Source organism: Ornithinibacillus halophilus, from assembly GCF_900129485.1.
GTDB classification, from domain to species: domain Bacteria; phylum Bacillota; class Bacilli; order Bacillales; family Amphibacillaceae; genus Ornithinibacillus; species Ornithinibacillus halophilus.
Window position 1 is genome coordinate 189,226 of the sequence record NZ_FQVW01000001.1, and the last position, 20,564, is coordinate 209,789.

Annotated in this window: 18 protein-coding genes; all 18 read left to right on the forward strand. The window is 34.9% G+C overall.

The annotated features are described in order from the left end of the window. Positions 1 to 134 precede the first annotated feature (134 nt). The 18 genes from BUB12_RS00985 to BUB12_RS01070 all read left to right on the forward strand — a co-directional run bounded on the left by BUB12_RS00985 (position 135) and on the right by BUB12_RS01070 (position 20,559). Positions 135 to 2,420, forward strand: coding sequence for an FtsK/SpoIIIE family DNA translocase (locus tag BUB12_RS00985; protein WP_072887057.1), 2,286 nt, complete (start codon positions 135 to 137; stop codon positions 2,418 to 2,420). A gap of 258 nt (positions 2,421 to 2,678) precedes the next feature. Then, positions 2,679 to 3,404, forward strand: a complete 726-nt coding sequence (locus BUB12_RS00990; RefSeq protein WP_072887059.1) for a GntR family transcriptional regulator — start codon at positions 2,679 to 2,681, stop codon at positions 3,402 to 3,404. Between the two features lie 101 nt (positions 3,405 to 3,505). Further along, positions 3,506 to 4,621: a BMP family lipoprotein gene (locus tag BUB12_RS00995; protein WP_072887061.1), complete on the forward strand. Its 1,116-nt coding sequence runs from the start codon at positions 3,506 to 3,508 to the stop codon at positions 4,619 to 4,621. 165 nt (positions 4,622 to 4,786) lie between these two features. After that, entirely contained in the window at positions 4,787 to 6,319 is a 1,533-nt protein-coding gene (locus BUB12_RS01000; protein ID WP_072887063.1) for an ABC transporter ATP-binding protein, read from the forward strand. Beyond that, positions 6,316 to 7,365 carry an ABC transporter permease gene (locus tag BUB12_RS01005; RefSeq protein WP_072887064.1) on the forward strand — a complete coding sequence of 350 codons (1,050 nt, stop codon included), beginning with the start codon at positions 6,316 to 6,318 and terminating at the stop codon, positions 7,363 to 7,365. The genes BUB12_RS01000 and BUB12_RS01005 overlap by 4 nt, the downstream gene beginning before the upstream one ends. After that, positions 7,366 to 8,316 carry an ABC transporter permease gene (locus BUB12_RS01010; RefSeq protein ID WP_072887066.1) on the forward strand — a complete coding sequence of 317 codons (951 nt, stop codon included), beginning with the start codon at positions 7,366 to 7,368 and terminating at the stop codon, positions 8,314 to 8,316. A 239-nt stretch (positions 8,317 to 8,555) separates the two neighbouring features. Beyond that, the gene (gene yfmF, locus BUB12_RS01015) at positions 8,556 to 9,848 is read left to right on the forward strand and encodes an EF-P 5-aminopentanol modification-associated protein YfmF (RefSeq protein WP_072887067.1); all 1,293 of its coding nucleotides are present in this window, start codon (positions 8,556 to 8,558) and stop codon (positions 9,846 to 9,848) included. Beyond that, the gene (yfmH, locus tag BUB12_RS01020; RefSeq protein ID WP_072887069.1) at positions 9,841 to 11,124 is read left to right on the forward strand and encodes an EF-P 5-aminopentanol modification-associated protein YfmH; all 1,284 of its coding nucleotides are present in this window, start codon (positions 9,841 to 9,843) and stop codon (positions 11,122 to 11,124) included. Before yfmF ends, yfmH begins: the two co-directional genes overlap by 8 nt. 8 nt (positions 11,125 to 11,132) lie before the next feature. Beyond that, on the forward strand, positions 11,133 to 11,849 hold the full coding sequence (gene ymfI / locus BUB12_RS01025) for an elongation factor P 5-aminopentanone reductase (RefSeq protein ID WP_072887071.1): 717 nt from the start codon (positions 11,133 to 11,135) through the stop codon (positions 11,847 to 11,849). A gap of 86 nt (positions 11,850 to 11,935) precedes the next feature. Beyond that, a complete protein-coding gene (locus BUB12_RS01030) occupies positions 11,936 to 12,187 on the forward strand; it encodes a DUF3243 domain-containing protein (RefSeq protein ID WP_072887072.1) in 252 nt (83 codons plus the stop codon). A 244-nt stretch (positions 12,188 to 12,431) separates the two neighbouring features. Further along, positions 12,432 to 13,223, forward strand: coding sequence for a DUF3388 domain-containing protein (locus tag BUB12_RS01035; protein WP_072887074.1), 792 nt, complete (start codon positions 12,432 to 12,434; stop codon positions 13,221 to 13,223). Positions 13,224 to 13,241: 18 nt separating this feature from the next. Beyond that, positions 13,242 to 14,186, forward strand: coding sequence for a helix-turn-helix domain-containing protein (locus tag BUB12_RS01040; protein ID WP_072887075.1), 945 nt, complete (start codon positions 13,242 to 13,244; stop codon positions 14,184 to 14,186). Positions 14,187 to 14,253: 67 nt separating this feature from the next. Continuing rightward, on the forward strand, positions 14,254 to 14,832 hold the full coding sequence (pgsA, locus tag BUB12_RS01045) for a CDP-diacylglycerol--glycerol-3-phosphate 3-phosphatidyltransferase (RefSeq protein ID WP_072887077.1): 579 nt from the start codon (positions 14,254 to 14,256) through the stop codon (positions 14,830 to 14,832). Next, entirely contained in the window at positions 14,832 to 16,073 is a 1,242-nt protein-coding gene (locus BUB12_RS01050; protein WP_084063185.1) for a competence/damage-inducible protein A, read from the forward strand. The genes pgsA and BUB12_RS01050 overlap by 1 nt, the downstream gene beginning before the upstream one ends. Before the next feature lie 191 nt (positions 16,074 to 16,264). Further along, positions 16,265 to 17,299, forward strand: coding sequence for a recombinase RecA (gene recA, locus BUB12_RS01055; protein WP_072887078.1), 1,035 nt, complete (start codon positions 16,265 to 16,267; stop codon positions 17,297 to 17,299). A 297-nt stretch (positions 17,300 to 17,596) separates the two neighbouring features. After that, complete coding sequence (gene rny / locus BUB12_RS01060; protein ID WP_072887080.1) at positions 17,597 to 19,204, forward strand: ribonuclease Y; 1,608 nt, start codon at positions 17,597 to 17,599, stop codon at positions 19,202 to 19,204. A 124-nt stretch (positions 19,205 to 19,328) separates the two neighbouring features. Next, complete coding sequence (locus tag BUB12_RS01065; protein ID WP_072887672.1) at positions 19,329 to 20,126, forward strand: TIGR00282 family metallophosphoesterase; 798 nt, start codon at positions 19,329 to 19,331, stop codon at positions 20,124 to 20,126. Between the two features lie 172 nt (positions 20,127 to 20,298). Then, on the forward strand, positions 20,299 to 20,559 hold the full coding sequence (locus BUB12_RS01070; RefSeq protein WP_072887081.1) for a stage V sporulation protein S: 261 nt from the start codon (positions 20,299 to 20,301) through the stop codon (positions 20,557 to 20,559). The last annotated feature ends 5 nt before the right edge of the window (positions 20,560 to 20,564 follow it).

A 20,564-nucleotide genomic window follows, 5' to 3' on the forward strand; every position in this document is an offset into this window, starting at 1 on the left:
TTTTTTCGTTAGATAATAGGTTATCTGTGTTATACTAGAATAAGACTTCATATGCTAAACCCTTGCCACAATTAGGCGAGGGTTTAGCATCTTATACTTATACATATTGTTTTTTCTATTATTGGGGTGAGATCATGGCTAAAAAAAGAAAACGTAAGCGAAAAAGTAAATTAAAAACACAAGTCAAGTTTGAATTAATAGGATTGTTATTTATATTTCTTGCCATTTTTGGTAGTGGTGCAAGTGCTATAAGTGATGGTGCGATTCCAGGTGGATTAGAGCATCTATTTAAATTTTTCTTTGGAATTTGGTATTTTGTTGCCTCTATCTTTTTATTAGTAACAGGTATTTATTTAGTTATTAAAAGAAAATATCCTAACTTTCTACATAAGAAGTTAATTGGTTTTTACATCGTACTAGGTGGATTGCTTTTAGTAACTCATATTCAAACTCTAGAAGCTATTCTAAGAACATCGGCAGACACATCTATCTTAAGAACCACATGGGACCAATTCTTCTTGTATGTTGAAGGCGATGGTTCTATTGGACAATTAGGTGGTGGACTAGTAGGGGCTTTCATATTTGCCTTCTGTTATTATTTATTCTCATTGGCTGGTGCCAAGATCGTAAGTATCTTTTCATTAATAGTTGGTTCTATCTTTATCACAGAATTTTCATTAGGTGACTTCTTTGCAAAATATTATAACAAAATTAAAGAACGACTTGCTCTATACATCAATAAATGGAAAGAAAAACGGAAACAAAAACAAGAGGAAGCTGTAGATATTCCAATCACTGATTTAATCGATAATGAACAAATTGACTCAGAACCTGAAACCCAAGAAATGGAAGAGTTTCCAGATGTTACTTATGCTTTTGATGAATCAAATAAGAATGAAAAAAGTAAAACTGAAACAGAAGAACCTCCAATTGCTGATGAAGAAACGGGAGAAATTCTTGAGAATTTGCCTATGACTGAGCCGGAAAACTATGATTATACGTTGCCATCTCCTAGTTTACTAGCTGAACCTGCAGTAAATTCCCAACAACAAGAAAAATCGCAAATTCAGGCAACAGTTAGAAAATTAGAAAGAACTTTTCATAGTTTTGGTGTCAAAGCAAGGGTTACAAAAGTTAATGTAGGTCCTGCGGTAACGAAGTATGAAGTATATCCTGAAGCAGGTGTTAAAGTTAGTAAGATTGTTAGTTTACATGATGATTTGGCCTTAGCTCTAGCTGCAAAAGATATTAGAATTGAAGCACCCATTCCAGGGAAATCTGCTGTTGGGATTGAGGTGCCAAATAAAGAAGTAGCAATGGTATCCTTGAGAGAGGTACTAGACAATACGTTGTCGAACCAAACTTCTAAACTATTATTTGCATTAGGTAGAGATATATCAGGGGATGCAGTTGTATCGGAACTGAATAAAATGCCTCACTTATTAATTGCCGGTGCAACTGGTAGTGGTAAAAGTGTGTGTGTGAATGGGATAATCACGTCAATATTAATGCGCGCTAAGCCACATGAAGTAAAAATGATGATGATTGATCCTAAAAAAGTAGAATTGAATGTTTACAATGGTATACCTCATTTACTAGCACCGGTTGTAACGGATCCTAAAAAAGCTTCGCAAGCGTTGAAAAAAGTAGTTGCTGAAATGGAGAGAAGATACGAATTGTTCTCTGATACAGGTACTAGAAATATCGAGGGATATAATGAGTATGTTCGAAAATATAATCAAACAGTAGAAGAGTCTGAGACACAACCAAACCTACCATATATTGTGGTATTAGTAGACGAATTAGCTGATTTAATGATGGTTGCATCTAATGATGTTGAAGATTCGATTACTAGATTAGCACAAATGGCGAGAGCAGCAGGAATTCATCTAATAATTGCAACACAACGACCATCTGTTGATGTTATTACAGGTGTTATTAAAGCTAATATTCCTTCCCGTATCGCATTTAGTGTTTCTTCAACAACAGACTCAAGGACGATACTTGATTCTGGTGGAGCGGAGAAATTACTAGGTCGTGGGGATATGTTATTTATGCCAGTCGGCACATCAAAACCAACACGTGTACAAGGTGCGTTTCTATCTGATGAAGAAGTCGAACGAATTGTGGATCATTGTATAGAACAGCAGAAAGCCTCATACCAAGAGGAAATGATTCCAGACGATAATCCTGAAGTTACATCAGAAGTAGATGATGAGCTGTATAATGATGCTGTAGAATTAGTACTAGAAATGCAAAGTGCAAGTGTTTCTATGTTGCAACGGAGATTTCGTATTGGTTACACTAGAGCAGCAAGATTGATAGATGCAATGGAAGATAGGGGAATAGTAGGTCCGTATGAAGGTAGTAAACCGAGAACGGTTTTAGTCTCGCAAGTATCTGAAGAAAAAACTTCATAAATACGTAAAAAGTTGGGCTATATACTAAGTGTATATTAGCCTAATTTTTATTAGTTCTTCTACGCTAATAAAATTCAAAAAAGTTTGTGATTCGACACAATATATGACGTTTGGACACGCTTTCAAAAATTTGTTAAATAATTTATCGAAAAACTATTTATTTATTAGTAGATTAGTGATATATTTATCTCGGTTAAGTTAAACGTCTGACCTCAGATGTCTGTTTGAATAATTCAGATAATTAAAAGGGGGTTTGTTATGTCAATTAAAGCAGACTCACGTCATTTATATTTACAAGTTATTGATCATATTAAGAGAGATATTGAAAGCGGTAAATATAAAGAAAAACAAAAGCTTCCTTCTGAATTCCAGTTATCAAAAGATTTAGGAGTTTCAAGGGCAACGTTAAGAGAGGCACTTAGAATTCTGGAAGAAGATAACGTTGTCACCAGAAGACATGGTGTTGGAACTTTTGTAAATCAGAAACCTATTTTTTCGTCTGGAATTGAAGAATTAACAAGTGTAACAGACATGATTAAAAATTCTGGTAAACTACCAGGATCGCAGTTCTTGTCAACAGAGATTATTTCTGCTACAGATGAAGATTGTACAAAATTCTCTCCAACTAAGATACATAATTTAATAAAAATAGAGAGAATACGTACAGCTAATCATATACCTGTTGTCTTCTGTATAGACAAAATACCTGAGGAGTATATACCAGTTGAACAAGTTCATAGGGAAGATTCTCTGTTGAAGCTATTAGAGGAAAATGTTAATAAGTCGATAAGTTATGCTGTTGCTTACATTGATACACTTAGCTACCATGAACGAATTTTTAACATACTAGATTGTCAACCGGATCAATCCTTACTAGTTTTAAAACAAGTTCACTATACTGAAGATGATGAAGCAGTACTATATTCGATAAATTACTTTCGATCGGATATATTTAATTTTCATGTATTAAGAAAGCGCTTTTAATGGATTGTATTCCATTTAGGAGGTGATGAATAAAAAAAGAGGATATCATTTTTTTAATCACATCATTATCACTTATTGAAAATAAAAAGGAGGCACTTATAATGAGAAATCGTAAGTTCATTTTATTCGCATTATTATTAACAATTGGTTTAGTTTTAGCTGCTTGTGGTGGCGGAGATAATAACGAAAATGCAAACAATAACAACAATGATGCATCAGGTGATAACGGTAACAATGAAGAAACTACTGATTTTAGCGCAGCAATGGTTACAGACATCGGTGGTGTTGATGATAAATCATTCAACCAATCTGCTTGGGAAGGTCTAAAAGCATGGGGAGAAGATAATGGTTTATCACAAGGTAATGGATTTGATTATGCACAATCTGATGCTCCAGAGGATTATGTTCCAAATATCACTCGTTTAGTTCGTGATAATTATGACCTAATCTTTGGTATTGGTTTTGAACTAAAAGAAGATATCCAAGATGCTGCAGAGAAAAATGAAAATACTTACTTTGGTTTAGTAGACGATCTTGTTGATTCTCCAAATGCAGTTAGTATTACATTTAAAGAGCACCAAGGTTCATTCCTAGTAGGTGTTGCAGCTGCACTTAAAACAGAAACGAACAAATTAGGATTTGTTGGTGGTGTTGATTCACCATTAATCAATAAATTTGAAGCTGGATTTATCGCAGGTGCCAAGTCTGTAAATCCTGACATCACAGTAAATGTTCAGTATGCTGAATCATTCGGTGATTCATCTAAAGGTAAAATGATTGCTGCTGATATGTACAATAACGATATTGATGTAATTTACCATGCTTCTGGTGGTACTGGAAATGGTGTGTTTAACGAAGCAAGAGACCTTAAAAATGCTGAACCAGATCGTGCTATTTGGGTAATCGGTGTAGACCGTGACCAACATGAAGAAGGAGAAATTGGTGATCATAACGTAACTCTAACTTCTATGGTTAAACGTGTTGACGTTGCTGTACAAGACGTTACAAAACGTGCACAAGATGGGGACTTCCCTGGTGGTGAACAACTAGAATACGGTTTAGAAGAAAATGGTATTGCAGTTGCTACTACTAACGAAGAAGCTATGACAGATGATATTATTTCAGCTGTTGAAGAGTGGAAAGAGAAAATTCTAAATGGTGATGTTGAAGTACCTTCAACTCGCGACGAACTTAAAGCTTTTGAAGAAGCACTTTAATTAACCAATAGGGAGGGGTGATTTCACCCTTTCCTACTTCTTAAAATCCTCAACTGAAGGAGATAATAGTTGTCTCTTTCAGTTGGTGATTTTAACCAAAAACTTTTTAATTAATTTTGTATGTGGTTATACCATGTATTCTCATAGTAAAAGGGGTGAGCACTAGTGGATTATGTAATAGAGATGTTAAACATACGAAAAGAATTTCCTGGAATTGTTGCAAACGATAATATTAACATTCAATTAAAAAAAGGGGAAATTCATGCGTTACTTGGAGAGAATGGTGCAGGAAAGTCGACACTAATGAATGTTCTCTTCGGACTTTATCAACCAGAAAAAGGACAAATCCGTGTAAAAGGTGAGACAGTAAAAATAACTAATCCTAATATAGCCAATGATCTTGGGATTGGGATGGTACACCAACATTTTATGTTAGTAGAACCTTTCACTGTGACTCAAAACATTATCTTAGGAAATGAACCAAAAACAAAAACTGGTCGAATCAATATTAAGAAAGCAGAACAAGAAATTCAAGAACTTTCAGATCGCTATGGATTGAAGGTGGATCCTTCTGCAAAAATTAAAGATATTTCAGTAGGTATGCAGCAGCGTGTTGAAATTTTAAAAACGCTTTATCGTGGTGCTGAAGTATTAATCTTTGATGAACCTACTGCCGTATTAACACCACAGGAAATTACAGAATTAATGGAGATTATGCGATCGCTTATTAAAGAAGGAAAGTCTATCATTCTTATCACTCATAAGTTAAAAGAAATTATGGAAGTTTGTGATCGGTGTACGGTGATACGTAAAGGTAAAGGTATTGGTACAGTAGATGTTAAAAATACCAATGTAAATGAATTAGCTTCATTAATGGTTGGAAGAGAAGTTAGTTTTGAAACAGAGAAAAAACCTGCACAACCAAAAGATGTTGTCCTTAGTGTAAAAGACTTAAAAGTTAAGGATGCAAGAAAAGTAGATTCTGTTAAAGAATTGAATCTTGAGGTTAGAGCAGGAGAAATTGTCGGTATTGCTGGTATTGACGGGAATGGGCAAACAGAATTAATTGAAGCAATTACCGGATTAACAAAAAGTCAATCAGGTAAGATAATGCTAAATAATAAGGATATAACCAATAAAACTCCAAGAAAGGTTACGGAGAGTGGTGTTGGACATATCCCACAAGACCGTCATAAATATGGATTGGTTCTAGACTATACGGTGGGTGAAAATATTGTTTTGCAAACGTATTATCAAAAACCATACTCTAAAAATACGATTTTAAATCATAAAGAAATATACCAGAAAGCTGAAGAGCTGATTGAGCAATTTGATGTACGTACACCAAGTGCATACACTCCTGCACGTGCATTATCTGGTGGTAACCAACAAAAGGCAATTATTGCTCGTGAAGTAGATCGTTCACCTGACTTATTAATAGCTGCACAGCCAACTCGTGGTCTAGATGTTGGAGCAATTGAATTTATTCATAAAAAATTGATTGAAGAGCGCGACAAAGGAAAAGCCGTACTTTTAATTTCCTTTGAATTGGACGAAATACTAGACGTTAGTGATCGAATTGCAGTTATGTTTGATGGAAAGATTGTTTCAAGTGTTAAGCCAGAGGATACGAACGAGCAAGAGCTTGGGCTATTAATGGCTGGAAGTCAAACTACAAAGGCAGGTGATTCTAAGTGACTTCAAATAATAAATTATTTGCCCTAATCATTCCTGTCATTTCTGTATTTTTAGGTTTATTAGCAGGTGCAATAATCATGCTACTATCAGGATACAACCCAATTGAAGGGTACTCTGCATTATGGCGAGGAGCATTTGGAGATGCTTTTACAATTGGAGAAACAATCCGACGTACAACACCTTTAATTCTAACTGGTTTAGCGGTTGCTTTTGCTTTCCGCTCTGGTTTATTTAATATAGGTGCAGAAGGTCAGGTTATAGTTGGTTGGCTTGCTGCAGTATGGGTTGGATTGGCAATTGAAGCACCAATGATTATTCACCTTCCATTAGCAGTACTTGCTGGTGCACTAGCTGGTGGTCTTTGGGGTTTTGTACCTGGTTTGCTAAAAGCTAAATTAGGTGTTCATGAAGTAATTATTACGATTATGATGAACTACATTGCCCTTTATATTTCTAATGAAATTATCCGTTCCGTTCTTACGGACCACGCAACAAAAACAGATCAAATTGCAAGTTCAGCATCACTTGCTTCAGAGTGGTTGCAGGGCCTAACCTATTACTCTCGTATACACTATGGATTTTTAATTGCAATATTTGCTGCTGTAATTATGTGGTTCTTAATTCAACGTACAACAATTGGTTATGAGTTAAAAGCAGTTGGATTCAACCAACATGCTTCTAAGTATTCTGGTATGAACGTAAGTAAAAACATTATCATTTCTATGGTGATTGCTGGTGGTTTTGCTGGTCTAGCAGGAGCAATGGAAGGGTTAGGAACATATGGAAACATTCATTTAATGTCAGGGTTTACCAATTTAGGATTTGATGGTATCGCTGTAGCATTACTTGGAGCAAATAATGCATTTGGTGTCGTTTTAGCAGCACTTCTATTTGGTGTATTAAAAGAAGGGGCTGGAGAAATGCCAACTGGTGCAGGAGTTCCAACTGAACTTGTTGATATTATTATTGCGTTAATAATTTTCTTTGTTGCATCAAGTTACATTATTCGATGGGCATTACTTCGCTTTAAAAAGGAGGGGAAATAAATGATTGATTTACTCCAATCAATTATTCCAACAGTTCTGTTTTTCTCAGCACCCCTAATACTAACTGCGCTTGGCGGAGTATTCAGTGAACGTTCTGGAGTTGTTAACATTGGTCTTGAAGGACTTATGGTAATGGGAGCATTTGTAGGTATAGTTTTCACCTTAACTTTTGAAGATACTTTAGGTTCTGCAACCCCATGGATTGCCATAGTCGTTGCTGCAGTAATTGGTGGTATCTTTGCTACAATTCATGCAGTTGCATCTGTTTCCTTTAATGCAAATCAAGTTGTTAGTGGAGTTGCTATCAACATGTTAGCGCTTGGTGTTGGTGTTTATTTAACAAAACAATGGTATGGAAAAGGTCAAACTGACATGGTTGATGGCTTTTTCAGAACTGATATACCATACTTACACAAAATACCAGTAATTGGACCAATTTTCTTTGAAAGAGTTTATGCAACTTCCTACGTTGCTATTATATTAGCTGTAATTGCTTGGTATGTGTTATATAAAACTGCTTTTGGATTACGCCTTCGTTCTGTTGGTGAGCATCCAATGGCTGCAGATACAAATGGGATTAGTGTTACAAAAATACGTTATATTGCAGTAATTCTTTCAGGAGTTTTAGGTGGTTTAGGTGGGTCTGTATTTGCCTTAACGATCGTTTCAAACTTCTCTCATTCAACTATTGTAGGACAAGGTTTTATGGCTCTAGCAGCCGTTATCTTTGGTAAATGGCATCCATTAGGTGCGATGGGAGCTGCTCTATTCTTTGGTTTTGCACAAAGTTTAAGTATTGTAGGGTCTTCTATTCCACTATTGGAAGGGATTCCACAAGTATTCTTACTAATTGCACCATATGTATTAACAATCTTAGCATTAGCAGGAGTTATTGGTCGTGCAGATGCACCAAAAGCCAATGGAGTACCATACATTAAAGGTAGTAGGTAGTCTATAAATGAAATGAGGTTACCCCAAAAGGGTGGCCTCTTTTTTTGTACATACACTTAGAATTTTCCAGTGTAAAACTTCTATTAGAATTCTCTATACTTTCGCTTTAACTACCATAAATGGTAAACTATGGTTAATTGATAACAATTGAAATTCATTAATGAGGTTTATCATTATAAAATAAGTATAAACTAACAAGGGATTAATTCGTGGTATTGTATAGAAATGGAGGAAATAGCATGGAAGCAATTCGAGAAGAAGTTGAAACTGTAAACGGATATCGCTTACACGTTGTGCCTAATAAGAAATTTAAGACAATAAATATCGTTGTTAAATTAAAGACAACCTTAGAGAGAGACACCATAACTAAACGAGCATTACTTCCTTATATTTTACAGCAAGGTCCAAATAGTTATCCAACAAGAATGGAATTACAAACAAAATTGGATGAACTATATGGTGCAGTTTTATCGATCGATGGTGCAAAAAAAGGAGAAAATCATGTCATAAGCTTTCGTTTAGAATTAGCAAATCAAAAATTCATCCCAAATGAGTCTGGAATTCTAGAGGAAGCAATTTCCTTATTAAACGATGTCATTTTTAATCCGAATGTAGATAAAGATGGATTTGACCGTAACATATTTAACCGTGAGAAAGAAACGTTAAAACAAAAAATGAGTTCTATTATTGATGATAAAATGCGTTATGCCAATATGCGCCTTATAGATGAAATGTGTGAGGGTGAACCATACTCAATCCATGTACATGGATATGAAGAGGATCTTTCTTCGATTTCACCTGAAAATACTTATGAATATTATCAGTCTATCTGCAAGGAAGACACGATGGATGTATTCGTTTTAGGCGATTTTGAAACGGAAGAAGTGAAGAAACTTATCACCTCAACGTTTAAAAGAGAAAATGATAATAACACGTCGAAGGCTAATGCAACAATCAAAAAGAATGAAAAAAAAGAAGCTAATATCGTTAAAGAAAATCAAAATATTCAGCAGGCAAAATTGCATATCGGTTATCGTACGAATACAACATATGGAGATAAATTATACCCAGCCTTACAAGTGTTTAATGGAATATTGGGGGCATTTCCTAGTTCAAAATTATTTATCAATGTTAGAGAAAAAAATAGTTTAGCTTACTATGCATCTTCAAGATTAGAAAGCCATAAAGGATTACTACTCGTATTTAGTGGTATTGCCCCAGAAGACTTTGAAAAAGCTAAAGAAATTATGGAACAACAAATGGATGCAATGAAAAAGAGTGACGTTACAGATACAGAACTAAGTGAAACGAAAGCATTAATTGAAAATCAGTTGTTAGAGACGATGGATAATCCACAAGGTATTGTAGAGCTTTTGTATCAACAAGTAATTGCTAATAGTAATCGTTCACCTGAAAAGTTAATAGAAGAGATTAAGCAAGTAACTAAAAAAGACTTAACGGAACTTGCTGAATTAATAGAAGAGGATACCGTTTATTTATTATCAAATGAGGGAGGAGAAAATAATGAGTAAGCATCCATATAACGATATAAATGAAACGCTTTACAAAGAAGAGTTAGATAATGGTTTAACCGTATTTTTACTCCCAAGACCTGAAATGTCTAAAGCATATGGAATTTTTTCTACTGATTATGGCTCCATTGACCAAACATTTGTGCCATTAGGTGAAGAAGAAAAAACGACTGTTCCAGAAGGTATTGCACATTTTTTGGAACATAAATTATTTGAAAAGGAAGACAGAGATGTATTCGCAGATTTCGGGAAACAGGGTGCTTCCGCAAATGCGTATACTTCTTTCACCAAAACCGCTTACCTGTTTTCTGCAACTAATCACATTGAAGACAACGTAAAAACCCTCATTGATTTTGTGCAAGACCCTTATTTTTCGGAGCAATCAGTAGAGAAGGAAAAAGGGATAATTGCACAAGAAATAAAAATGTACGATGACCAACCTGACTGGCAATCATTTATGGGAACGATTAAAGGGATGTTTAAGAATCATCCTGTTAATGTCGATATTGCCGGTACAGTTGAATCAATCAATAAAATTACCAAGGATGATTTATATACGTGCTACAATACATTTTATCATCCTGAGAATATGGTTTTATTCATTGCTGGAAATTTTGAACCTGATTCCATGCTTCAACTTATAAAAGAAAACCAAGCAGCGAAGAAATTTGAAAAGATGGAAGAAATAAAAAGGGACTTCCCTAATGAACCAGAAGAAGTTGCCATGAGTGAAAATAAAATGATTATGCCAGTTTCGGTAGCCAAGTGTACGATTGGGATTAAAGAATCGGTTTCAGAATTAGATGCTGATCAATTTATTCAAAAAGATCTATTACAAGATATGATAATATCTTATCTTTTCGCAAAAAGTGGAAAGTTTTATCAACAATTATATGATGAGAATTTGATTGATGACAGTTTCTACTATGAGACGAGTTTGGAAAAGAATTTTGGGTACTCATTAATCGGTGGAAATACACATGACCCAGAAAAGTTTGTAAGTAAGCTAAAACAGCTTCTATTATCAACTCAAGATATGACAATATCCGAGAAGGATTTTGAAAGAATGAAGAAGAAAAAAATCGGTCAACTACTTCGTGCCATGAATTCATTAGAATTTATTGCAAGCAAATATATTCATTACCATATGCAGGGTGTAGACTTTTTCACTTTAATAAACAAAATACAGGAATTACAGTTAGAGGACGCGAATGGTTTCTTAATCAATTGGATCGACGAAAAACGAATAACGGTTTGTAAAATTGTAGCAGAGTAGGAAAACATATGGGGAAAAATATTTTAATTATTGGTGCAAGCGGAGATATCGGTAGTGCAATCGCAAAACTATTAGGAAAAAAAGGACATCGGTTACTTTTACATTATCATACAAATGGCGAGCGGATGTCTAACCTTCGAGAACAACTGGATCGGGAGGTTATATTAAGTGAAATAAAGGCAGATCTAACCAATGAAAGTGAAATAAAAAGTTTGATTACAAATATTGTTTTTCCAGTTGATATCATTGTTTTTGCTAGTGGGAGAGCACATTATGGATTATTTCAAGAGACACCAGAAGAGGTAATAAATGAAATGCTAACGATTCATGTGAAAGCACCTATGATGATTACAAAACACTTATTACCGCCTATGATTAGAAATAATTATGGGAAAATCATTCTAATCTCCTCCATTTGGGGAGATATAGGAGCTAGCCATGAAGTGCTTTACTCAACTGTTAAAGGTGCACAGAATAGTTTTGTTAAGTCGTTAGCTAAAGAAGTAGGGCCTAGTGGAATAAATATTAATGCAGTTAGTCCAGGTTTTATTGACACAAAGATGAATCAACATTTGTTAACAGAAGAAAGAGAAGCTATCTTTTCTGAAATACCATTAAATCGGCCTGGTCAACCGAAAGAAGTGGCAGAACTGGTCCATTTTTTAACTGAAGATAAATCAAGCTATATTCAAGGTGAAGTAATACGGATAAATGGTGGCTGGTGATAACATTCTAAAAAAGACTTTCTCCGATATGTATAAAGCACGTTCATTTTCAAATACTAAACGTGAATAATGAAGGAGGAATGAATATGTCAGTTCTAGACAATTTTGATACTTGGAAAGATTTTCTAGCTAATAGACTAGATCAAGCCCAATCTCAAGGTATGTCTCAACAAACAATCTCAGAAGTGGCGTATGAAGTTGGCGATTATTTAGCAAAAAGTGTTGACGCTAAAAATAGTGAAGAAGCAGTATTAAGAGAACTATGGAATGCTGCATCAAAAGAAGAACAACATGCGATTGCTAATGCTATGGTAAGTTTAGTACAAAATCAAAAATAAAGATTAGATTGACTTGTGGAAGCTGCATTAACATGCAGCTTCTTTTATACGAAAAGAATTGGCAATTACACTTCTTCATTTTATTTTTGTTACAAATTGTAAAAATGTGGATAAATTTATGAAAGATTATCTGATTTTAACCTATTTATACTTTTAACTGGAGACAAAATCATTTATTATAGAGATATATTGTACGTAACAATTATATACTTATAGTATAATTGTCATTTTAAGGGGATTTTATATGAATCGAACCGAGTGGTATTTGGAATATGAAATACAACATAACCGTCCGGGACTATTAGGTGATATATCTTCTTTGTTAGGAATGTTATCCATTAATATTATAACAATTAATGGGGTTGAGAATGGTCGTAGAGGAATGTTGTTACTGTCAAAGTACGATCACCAGATTACTCGATTAGAAACAATACTTAATACAATGGATACCATTAGAGTAATAAAACTACGAAAGCCTAAATTAAGAGACAAGTTAGCTGTTAGGCATGGACGATACATACATAGAGATGTTGATGATAGAAAGACGATTCGTTTTGTGCGAGATGAACTAGGACTTTTAGTTGATTTTATGGCTGAGTTATATAAACAAGAAGGTCACAAGTTAATTGGAGTTCGTGGAATGCCTCGAGTAGGGAAAACGGAATCTGTTGTTGCTGCAAGTGTATGTGCCAATAAACGTTGGTTATTCGTCTCAAGTACATTATTAAAACAAACAGTAAGGAATCAATTAATTGAAGGCGAATATAGCAATGACAATATATTTATTATCGATGGGGTTGTTTCTAAAAAGAGAGCTAGTGAAAAGCATTGGCAGTTAATTAGAGAGATCATGCAATTACCCGCCATTAAAGTGGTGGAACATCCTGATATTTTTGTACAAGCAACTGAATACGATATCAATGATTTTGATTATATTATTGAACTACGTAGTCATGAAGATGAAGAGATTACATATGAACCAATACAGAATACGCAATTCGAACAAGAAAATGGCTTTTCAATGTTTGATTTTTAAAGTGGATGGTGTTTATTTATGGGAATTGGATCAAGATTAAAGGAAGTTAGAGAAAATAAAGAGATTACACTTGATCAATTGCAAGATACGACGAAAATACAGAAGAGGTATCTGAGAGCGATTGAAGAAGAGAACTTTAGTATTCTTCCTGGGAAGTTTTACGCTAGAGCTTTTATTAAAGAGTATGCAAATGCAGTAGGTTTGAACGCAAATGAGTTATTGGAGGAATTTAAAGAAGATATTCCTTCAATTGACGATGAACAGACCACTCAGTATACACGAATTAATCGTTCAAGAAAAGATAATTTACCAACAAAAAATAATAAGATTTTCTCACTGATACCAACTATTATTGTTGTTCTGTTAATTATCGGTATTATCTTTGCTGCATGGTGGTTTAGTAAGGAAAAGGCAAGTGAAGATAATAATGATACTGTTGTAGATACCGAAAATGCCGATGATGATGAATTCATTCGTCCAAATACTGGTGAGGAACAGACTGATAATAATGAAGATACAACCGAACCTGATGAATCAGAAACAAACGCAGACGAAGTTGAAGAAAATGAAAATGAAATCGAGGATGAAGAACCTCTAGAACCTGAATCTGAATTTGTAGTAATTGAAGAGGGCACAAAAAATAATCCACGTACTACTTATGACTTTGTTAACCCTGGTGAAGAGATAATTATTTCATTTACAAGTGAGACAGCATCATGGTTAGATGTTGCTGATGAAAATGGACAATCTCTATTTGGAGGTTTTGTTAATGAAGATAATTCTCCATTAGAAATTGACCTAGAAGACAATGAAAGAGTATACCTAAATGTAGGAAGCACTCCTAATTTGGAGGTAGCTATTAATGGGGTAATAATGGAATATACTCTAGACCCAAATGAAATGGATGTACAGAAGTTTGAAATTAATTTTAAAAACGAAGAAGAAAGTGAAGATGTTGAATAAATGATTGTATCGAACCCTTCCATTATAAATGTGAAGGGTTTTATACCTACTAGGAGGACAACTATTAATGAATATACCTAATAAAATTACGATTTCTAGAATATTATTAATCCCAATTTTTATTATTTTACTAAGTGTACCGTTTGACTGGGGGGCATGGAATATTGGAGAAAGTGAGCTGCCAATTTCTCACTTTATTGCAGCTTTAATCTTTATAATTGCATCGACAACGGATTGGGTGGATGGATACTATGCGAGAAAATATAATTTAGTGACGAACCTAGGGAAATTTCTTGATCCTTTAGCAGACAAACTATTAGTATCAGCTGCTTTAATTTTATTGATTGAAATTGGTCTGGCTCCTGCCTGGGTCGTCATCATTATCATTAGCCGAGAATTCGCAGTTACTGGATTGCGTTTAGTAGCAGCTGGTGAAGGTATTGTACTTGCTGCTGGGAAGATGGGTAAATTAAAGACCGCTACTCAGATGGTCGCAATAGCAGCTTTGTTATTGCATAACTTTCCTTTTTCCTTCATAGGATTTCCATTTGCGACTGTGATGCTATACATCGCTTTATTCTTTACCGTTTTATCCGGCTATGATTACTTTGCAAAAAACTGGCATGTAATGAGGGATTCTAAATAATGAAAACAATTAATGCAGAGATTATTGCTGTAGGAACAGAATTGTTATTAGGCCAAATCGCAAATACGAATGCACAGTGGATTTCACAAAAGTTGGCCAAGTATGGAATAAATGTTTTCTACCATGGTGTCGTTGGTGATAATTATCAGCGTGTAGAAGACACTTTTTCACTAGCGCAAAAACGGTCTAATGTTGTTATTGTTACGGGTGGACTAGGACCGACGGAAGACGATATGACAAGAGAAGCCTTTCAAGCACTTAGTAAACTTGAAATAGAGGAACACAGACCTTCTATGGAAAAAATTAAAGATTATTTCATCCGTCAAAATCGAGAAATGACACCAAATAATAGAAAACAAGCTCGTGTCTTTAAAGGAGCACAAGTTTTAGAGAATAAAGTTGGGATGGCTCCGGGTATGATTGTTACCTTTCAAGAAACAACATGGATCTTCCTCCCTGGTGTCCCAAAGGAAATGAAGCAGTTATTTGAAGATGATGTTCTTCCTTATTTATTAAACGAAATAGAGGAAACTAGTATTATACAATCGACAATTTTACGATTTATCGGAATAGGCGAGGCACAGTTAGAACATGAACTTCAAGATGTAATAAAGGAGCAGCAAAACCCTACCATTGCTCCACTTGCACAAAATGATGGGGTAATTATACGTTTGACAGCAAAAGAAAGATCAACAGCGTTAGTAGAACAATTATTAGATGAAACGAAGAATAAAGTATTAGATAGAGTTGGAAAATATTATACTGGTTCTGATAATGAAACGATTGAGTATGTGTTAGTAAATAAATTAAAAGAACTGAATAAAACGATATCTGCAGCAGAGAGCTTAACCGGTGGTAAGTTCACTGAAAGAGTTATAAGTCAACCAGGTTCGTCCAAAGTTTGTCCGGGAGGTATCGTATCCTACGATGCTACTGTCAAACAGGATGTACTAGGTATACCTAATCGTATTATCCAGAATTATGGTACTGTAAGCAAAGAATGTGCAAGAGAGATGGCTCTTAATGTAGCAAATCTATTAAATTCAGATATTGGAATTAGCTTCACTGGAGTTGCTGGTCCTGATTCTATTGAAGGTAAGCCAGTTGGTACGGTATATATTGCCATTCATCAGAAAAATGGAGAGGGTTTAGTAGAGCACTTTCAGTTCCATGGGGATCGTGAAGATATAAGAAGAAGGTCGATTTTAAAAGGGTTTGAACTTTTAATAAAATTATTATAAAAAATGGTGAATTTCTTTTTTACCGCCAATTTCTCTTGAATAAATGAATTTTAAATAATAGTTTTTAGCGAGAAATTTAAAATTCCAGGAAAAAAACACCCGAAAACATAAGAACATCTATTCGATTTTTACTTGGCAAAATGTAAAAAAACATGTATGATATATATAGTTAACTTAAGGAGGTAGTTTCGTTGAGTGATAGAAAACAAGCTTTAGATATGGCTTTAAGACAAATAGAGAAACAATTTGGTAAGGGTTCAATTATGAAATTAGGTGAGCAAGCAGAACAAAAGATTGCTACCGTTTCAAGTGGTTCATTAACATTAGATATAGCTTTAGGAATAGGTGGATATCCTAAAGGGCGTGTTGTTGAAATCTATGGTCCGGAATCATCAGGTAAAACAACAGTTGCTCTTCACGCAATAGCTGAAGCACAAAAACAAGGTGGACAAGCAGCATTTATTGATGCTGAGCATGCATTAGATCCTACTTATGCAAGAGCATTAGGTGTTAACATTGAGGAATTATTGTTATCACAACCAGATACAGGTGAGCAAGCATTAGAGATTGCTGAAGCATTAGTACGTAGTGGTGCTGTTGATATCATTGTTGTTGACTCAGTAGCTGCTCTAGTTCCTAAAGCAGAGATTGAAGGAGAAATGGGAGATGCACACGTGGGTCTACAAGCTCGACTTATGTCCCAAGCACTAAGAAAACTTTCTGGTGCAATTAATAAATCCAAGACAACGGCTATTTTCATTAACCAAATTCGTGAAAAAGTTGGTGTAATGTTCGGTAATCCTGAAACAACACCTGGTGGACGTGCCCTTAAATTCTATTCTTCTGTTAGATTAGAAGTACGTCGTGCAGAAACATTGAAGCAAGGAAATGAAATGGTAGGTAACCGTGCAAAAATTAAAGTTGTTAAAAATAAAGTAGCTCCACCTTTTAAACAAGCTGAAGTTGATATTATGTATGGTAAAGGTATATCTAAAGAAGGAGAAGTACTAGATATCGGTGCAGAATTAGATATTGTTGAAAAAAGTGGTGCTTGGTACTCTTATGAAGGCGAAAGACTTGGACAAGGTCGTGAAAATGCAAAACAGTTCTTAATGGAAAACAAAAATACAATGGCCGAAATTCAAGCAGCAGTGAGACAACATCATAATTTAGATGTTATTGATGTACCTGTTGAAGAGCCAGGCCAAGAAACATTAGATGTTTAATGAATTAATATTATCTTCTCTATAAAAAATTCCGAACATGATTCCATATTCTTTTACAAGAATTAGAATTTGTTCGGTTTTTTTCTTGGTACTCTTACTATATGTGATTATCAAGATATTAATATATTAAAGAAATATGACTAGTAAATTAAATTTTTATTAAAAAATGATATAGTTGTCTTTGTCGAATCCTTGACAATGTGATAATAGACAGATAAAATTAACATGTATAATTTTATATTTTATTATACGTTATTTAAATTATTCATTGAATATGGTACATGCCGACAATAATGAATGAAACACAACAATTTTATAGCAAGAGGAGGTGAAACCGTGGATACTTCCTATATCATCTCCATTTTGCTTGCCTTATTTTTCCTAGTAGTCGGTATTGTTGTTGGTTATCTGATTCGTAAATCTATTGCGGAAGCTAAGATTTCTAGTGCAGAAACATTAGCAAAACAAATAGTTGATGAAGCACATCGAAATGCAGATGCCGCCAAGAAAGAGGCACTTCTTGAGGCGAAGGATGAGAATCATAAACTTCGTCAGCAGACAGAGCAAGAATTACGTGAACGTCGTGCAGAAGTACAAAAACAAGAAAATCGCCTGATGCAAAAAGAAGAAAATCTGGATAGAAAAAGTGAAACGCTTGACAAGCGCGAGCTGATGTTAGAGAAGAAAGAACAATCCCTAACAGAAAAACAACAACAAATTGAAGAAATGGAAAGCAAAGTGGAAGCTATGTTACAAGAGCAGCAAACCGAGCTTGAGCGCATTTCCGGATACACAACTGATCAGGCAAGAAATATTATTTTAGAGCGTATCGAAAATGAAGTAGCACATGAATCAGCACTTATTATTAAAGAAGCTGAAAACCGTGCGAAAGAAGAAGCAGATAAGAAAGCGAAAAACATTCTTTCTTTAGCTTTACAACGTTGTGCTGCAGACCACGTAGCTGAAACAACAGTTTCTGTTGTAAACCTACCAAATGATGAGATGAAAGGTCGTATAATCGGTCGTGAAGGACGTAATATACGAACATTAGAAACATTAACAGGTATCGACTTAATCATTGATGATACACCAGAGGCAGTTATATTGTCTGGATTTGATCCTATTCGACGTGAAACAGCTCGTATGGCGTTGGAGAAACTTGTTCAGGATGGTAGAATTCACCCAGCAAGAATTGAAGAGATGGTGGATAAAGCTAGACGTGAAGTTGACGAATATATACGAGAAGTTGGAGAAGAAACAACATTTGAGGTTGGGGTACATGGTCTACATCCAGATTTAATAAAAATACTCGGTCGCCTAAAATATCGTACAAGCTATGGTCAAAATGTATTAAAGCACTCAACAGAGGTTGCTTACCTAGCTGGGTTACTAGCTGCTGAATTAGGTGAAGACGAAACATTAGCAAAAAGAGCAGGTTTACTTCATGATATCGGAAAAGCAATTGATCATGAAGTTGAAGGAAGCCACGTTGAAATTGGTAAAGAGCTAGCCATGAAATACAAGGAACATGAGGTTGTTATTAATTCGATTGCTTCTCACCATGGTGATGAAGAACCTACTTCCATTATTTCTGTTCTAGTTGCAGCTGCAGATGCATTATCTGCTGCAAGACCTGGAGCTAGAAGTGAAACATTAGAAAATTATATTAAGCGTCTAGAGAAACTCGAGGAAATATCGGAATCATTTAACGGAGTAGAGAAATCATTTGCTATCCAAGCTGGTAGAGAGATTCGAATTATGGTAAAACCTGATGAAATTGATGATGTTGATTCTGTACGAATTGCAAGAGATATTCGTAAGAGAATTGAGAGCGAGCTTGATTACCCAGGTCATATAAAAGTGACTGTAATAAGAGAAACTAGAGCAGTTGAATATGCCAAATAATAAAAAGCGGAGCATCTGGCTCCGCTTTTTAATTATGCCTTGTGTGTAAATGAAATTGTTTGACAATAATAAATAACAATGAAAAACTATATATACATTTTATGGATAGGATGATTATGAAATGATAAAGTTCTTATTTATTGGTGACGTTTTTGGGTCGCCGGGTAGAGAAATGGTTAAAGAGTACTTACCAAAGCTAAAAGAAAAACATCGCCCTCACGTTACAATAATTAACGGCGAAAATGCGGCCTCAGGTAAAGGAATAACTGAAAAAATATATAAACAATTTTTAGAGTCAGGAGCACAAATGATTACAATGGGGAATCATACATGGGATAAAAAGGAAATTTTTGATTTCATTGACGATGCCAAATATATGATAAGACCAGCAAACTTTCCAGAAGGTAATCCAGGGAAAGGGATAGCTTACATAAACTTAAATGGAAAAGAAATTGCAGTTATCAATTTGCAAGGTAGAACCTTTTTACCGCCAATTGATGATCCGTTTAGAAAAGCTGATGAATTAATTACTGAAGCAAAAAAACGTACAAACATTATTTTTCTTGATTTTCATGCTGAGGCTACAAGTGAGAAACAAGCGATGGGGTGGTATGTAGATGGACGTGTTAGTGCAGTTGTTGGAACCCACACCCATACTCAAACTGCAGATGAACGAATATTACCAAATGGAACTGCATATATAACAGATGTGGGGATGACTGGACCATATGATGGTATTTTAGGCGTTGACAAAGAAACCGTAATTAATCGCTTTTTAACGAACTTGCCAGCAAGATTTGAACCTGATAAGAAAGGTAGAGCCCAGCTAAATGGAGTAATCATTACAATAGATGAGAAAACAGGGAATGCAAACTCTGTGGAACGCATCATTATTAATGAAGATCATCCTTTTTTTAGCTAGTAAACTATCTACTAATTCTTAAGTCATTTAGCTAATAGGCGTTCTAAAATAACTCTATCTTAAATCAAATTTGAATTTTTTGACTTTTTGATGCATAATAAGGTTATAAGCTAACATCTCCAAGAATATAGTAGCAATAGAACTACAATAGCAAATGAAGGAGGTACTAGTAATGGAAATATTAAAAGTCTCAGCTAAATCAAATCCTAATTCAGTAGCGGGTGCACTTGCAAATGTATTAAGAGAACGTGGCACAGCGGAAATACAAGCAATCGGTGCGGGCGCTTTAAACCAAGCCGTTAAAGCGGTAGCCATTGCAAGAGGATTTGTAGCTCCAAGTGGTGTTGACTTAATATGTATACCGGCCTTTACCGATATTATGATTGAGGAAGAGGAACGGACGGCAATTAAACTAATTGTTGAACCTAGATAATAATA

What these genes read in the sequence shown, in the direction of transcription:
- yfmF (WP_072887067.1), top strand. Translation starts at nt 8,556, where the DNA reads ATGGAAGCAATTCGAGAAGAAGTTGAAACTGTAAACGGATATCGCTTA.
- BUB12_RS01070 (WP_072887081.1), top strand. Translation starts at nt 20,299, where the DNA reads ATGGAAATATTAAAAGTCTCAGCTAAATCAAATCCTAATTCAGTAGCG.
- rny (WP_072887080.1), top strand. Translation starts at nt 17,597, where the DNA reads ATGAAACACAACAATTTTATAGCAAGAGGAGGTGAAACCGTGGATACT.
- BUB12_RS01010 (WP_072887066.1), top strand. Translation starts at nt 7,366, where the DNA reads ATGATTGATTTACTCCAATCAATTATTCCAACAGTTCTGTTTTTCTCA.
- BUB12_RS01040 (WP_072887075.1), top strand. Translation starts at nt 13,242, where the DNA reads ATGGGAATTGGATCAAGATTAAAGGAAGTTAGAGAAAATAAAGAGATT.
- BUB12_RS00985 (WP_072887057.1), top strand. Translation starts at nt 135, where the DNA reads ATGGCTAAAAAAAGAAAACGTAAGCGAAAAAGTAAATTAAAAACACAA.
- BUB12_RS01050 (WP_084063185.1), top strand. Translation starts at nt 14,832, where the DNA reads ATGAAAACAATTAATGCAGAGATTATTGCTGTAGGAACAGAATTGTTA.
- BUB12_RS00995 (WP_072887061.1), top strand. Translation starts at nt 3,506, where the DNA reads ATGAGAAATCGTAAGTTCATTTTATTCGCATTATTATTAACAATTGGT.
- BUB12_RS01030 (WP_072887072.1), top strand. Translation starts at nt 11,936, where the DNA reads ATGTCAGTTCTAGACAATTTTGATACTTGGAAAGATTTTCTAGCTAAT.
- BUB12_RS00990 (WP_072887059.1), top strand. Translation starts at nt 2,679, where the DNA reads ATGTCAATTAAAGCAGACTCACGTCATTTATATTTACAAGTTATTGAT.
- pgsA (WP_072887077.1), top strand. Translation starts at nt 14,254, where the DNA reads ATGAATATACCTAATAAAATTACGATTTCTAGAATATTATTAATCCCA.
- BUB12_RS01035 (WP_072887074.1), top strand. Translation starts at nt 12,432, where the DNA reads ATGAATCGAACCGAGTGGTATTTGGAATATGAAATACAACATAACCGT.
- ymfI (WP_072887071.1), top strand. Translation starts at nt 11,133, where the DNA reads ATGGGGAAAAATATTTTAATTATTGGTGCAAGCGGAGATATCGGTAGT.
- yfmH (WP_072887069.1), top strand. Translation starts at nt 9,841, where the DNA reads ATGAGTAAGCATCCATATAACGATATAAATGAAACGCTTTACAAAGAA.